The organism is Pedobacter folensis (assembly GCF_056490665.1).
This window is the reverse complement of sequence record NZ_JBWJIF010000010.1, coordinates 1-3,250: the sequence shown is the minus strand read 5'-3', so window position 1 is coordinate 3,250 and position 3,250 is coordinate 1. Positions and strand designations below refer to the sequence as shown.

Sequence of the window (3,250 nt, the reverse complement as noted above, 5' to 3'; positions counted from 1 at the left end):
TACATTGACATAAAGATTAAGAAGAAACGCCATGGGGCACGGATGTAATAAAAGAAAACATCTGAAACGGTTCGAGACCGCAGTTTTTACTAATAAGGCTGAAACGAGGCTTAGTTAGGGGACAATGAAACCCCCTACCTTTATACCCTCCACCTTCAACCTTAATAAAGTTCTTTGACATATTGGAAGAAGTTAAAAAAGAAGAGCAAACAACAATAGGCGACTGTTGTGTTTGTGCTCACCGGAAGAAGGAGCAATCCAGAGAACGGTATGAGACATCATAACAAGAGCAAAAAAAGCATACCATATGGCGCAAAAGGCATATGAGTAGAAGAAAGTAATAAAGAGTACACGGGGGATGCCTTGGCTCTCAGAGGCGATGAAGGACGTGATAAGCTGCGATAAGCTTCGGGTATTTGCAAATAGGAATTGATCCGAAGATTTCCGAATGGGGCAACCCGGCTAGTTGAAGACTAGTCACATATAATGAGCAAACCTGCCGAACTGAAACATCTAAGTAAGCAGAGGAAGAGAAAATAACAATGATTTCCTAAGTAGTGGCGAGCGAAAGGGAAAGAGCCCAAACCTACTTTGTTACGGCAAAGTGGGGGTTGTAGGACTGCGTTGTGGCATTAGCAAACAGAAGTGGAATGGGATGGGAAGCCCAGCGATACACGGTGATAGCCCGGTACACGTATAGAATGCTAGCCTAGCAGTATCCTGAGTACCGCGAGGTCGGAGACGCCTTGTGGGAATCTGCCGGCACCATCCGGTAAGGCTAAATACTCCTGAGAGACCGATAGTGAACCAGTACCGTGAGGGAAAGGTGAAAAGAACCCCGAACAGGGGAGTGAAATAGAACCTGAAACCGTGTACTTACAAGCGGTCGGAGCGTACAAGTTGCGTGACGGCGTGCCTTTTGCATAATGAGCCTACGAGTTACTCCTCTCTGGCAAGGTTAAGTGCTTCAGGCACGGATCCGAAGCGAAAGCGAGTCTGAATAGGGCGTATAGTCAGAGGGGGTAGACGCGAAACCTTGTGATCTACCCATGGACAGGTTGAAGGTGCGGTAACACGTACTGGAGGACCGAACCGATAAACGTTGAAAAGTTTCCGGATGATCTGTGGGTAGGGGTGAAAGGCTAATCAAACTGGGAAATAGCTCGTACTCCCCGAAATGTTTTTAGGAACAGCGTGGATATTAAGTTTCATAGAGGTAGAGCTACTGATTGGGTGCGGGGGAGTCAAATCCTACCAAATCCAGACAAACTCCGAATGCTATGAAATATGATCTGCAGTGAGGCGCGGGGTGCTAAGGTCACGCGCCGAGAGGGAAAGAACCCAGACCATCAGCTAAGGTCCCCAAGTTACAGTTAAGTTGAACTAACGAGGTCCGATTGCACAGACAGCTAGGATGTTGGCTTGGAAGCAGCCATTCATTTAAAGAGTGCGTAACAGCTCACTAGTCGAGCGATCGGGCATGGATAATAAACGGGCATTAAACTGTACACCGAAGCTATGGGATTGAAATATATCGGTAGGGGAGCATTCTAGCGGCAGCGAAGGTATCTGGTAATGGGTGCTGGAGCTTCTAGAAAAGCAAATGTAGGCATAAGTAACGATAAGGCGGGAGAGAAACCCGCCCACCGAAAGGATAAGGTTTCCTGATCAACGCTAATCGGATCAGGGTCAGTCGGGACCTAAGGAGAACCCGAAGGGGAAATTCGATGGACAACTGGTTAATATTCCAGTACTTTTTATAACTGCGATGTGGGGACGGAGTAGTGACACTGCCGCGATCTGACGGAATAGATCGTTAAAGACAGTAGGTATTAGAACGGTAGGCAAATCCGCCGATCTAGCTGAAAGTCGATAGTACCGCAAGCCTTCGGGTGAGTGGATAGCGCAGGTAATCAGACTTCCAAGAAAAACCGCTAAGCTTCAGGTTATAAAAACCCGTACCGCAAACCGACACAGGTATCCGGGAAGAGGATTCTAAGGTGCTCGAGTGAATCATGGCTAAGGAACTCGGCAAAATGGCCCTGTAACTTCGGGAGAAGGGGCGCTGGCAGCAATGTCAGCCGCAGTGAAAAGGCCCAGGCGACTGTTTAACAAAAACACATGGCTTTGCAAAATCGAAAGATGAGGTATAAGGCCTGACACCTGCCCGGTGCTGGAAGGTTAAGAGGGGATGTCATCCGCAAGGAGAAGCATTGAATCGAAGCCCCAGTAAACGGCGGCCGTAACTATAACGGTCCTAAGGTAGCGAAATTCCTTGTCGGGTAAGTTCCGACCTGCACGAATGGTGTAACGATCTGGGCGCTGTCTCAGCCATGAGCTCGGTGAAATTGTGGTCCCGGTGAAGACGCCGGGTACCCGCAACGGGACGGAAAGACCCCATGCACCTTCACTACAATTTAACATTGACATTGGATACAGGATGTGTAGGATAGGTGGGAGGCTTTGAAGCGGCGTCGCTAGGCGTCGTGGAGCCAACGTTGAAATACCACCCTTTCTGTATTCGGTGTCTAATCCCATCATGTGGGAGACATTGTTTGATGGGTAGTTTGACTGGGGTGGTCGCCTCCAAAAAGGTAACGGAGGCTTTCAAAGGTAAGCTCAGTACGCTTGGTAACCGTACGCGGAGTGCAATAGCATAAGCTTGCTTGACTGTGAGACAGACAAGTCGATCAGGGTCGAAAGACGGATATAGTGATCCGGTGGTTCTGCATGGAAGGGCCATCGCTCAAAGGATAAAAGGTACGCTGGGGATAACAGGCTGATCTCCCCCAAGAGCTCATATCGACGGGGAGGTTTGGCACCTCGATGTCGGCTCGTCACATCCTGGGGCTGGAGAAGGTCCCAAGGGTTCGGCTGTTCGCCGATTAAAGTGGCACGCGAGCTGGGTTCAGAACGTCGCGAGACAGTTCGGTCCCTATCTGTTGTGGGCGTAGGAATTTTGAGTGGGGCTGACCTTAGTACGAGAGGACCGGGTTGGACTAGCCTCTAGTGAATCTGTTGTTCCGCCAGGGGCATTGCAGAGTAGCTACGCTGGGAATAGATAAGCGCTGAAAGCATCTAAGTGCGAAACTAGCCACGAGATGAGAATTCCATATAGGACCGTAGCAGACTACTACGTTGATAGGCTACAGATGTAAAGCTGGCGACAGCACAGTCGAGTAGTACTAATCATCCGAAGCTTTCAAAGCAAACAGACTGTTGTTTGTTCTTCATAATAACTTCTTTCAAT

1 rRNA gene is annotated in these 3,250 nt (G+C 49.0%); it reads left to right on the top strand.

The window, feature by feature from the left end:
• The first annotated feature begins 331 nt into the window (after positions 1-331).
• A 23S ribosomal RNA gene (locus tag AC04QZ_RS24970) occupies positions 332-3,208 on the top strand.
• The last annotated feature ends 42 nt before the right edge of the window (positions 3,209-3,250 follow it).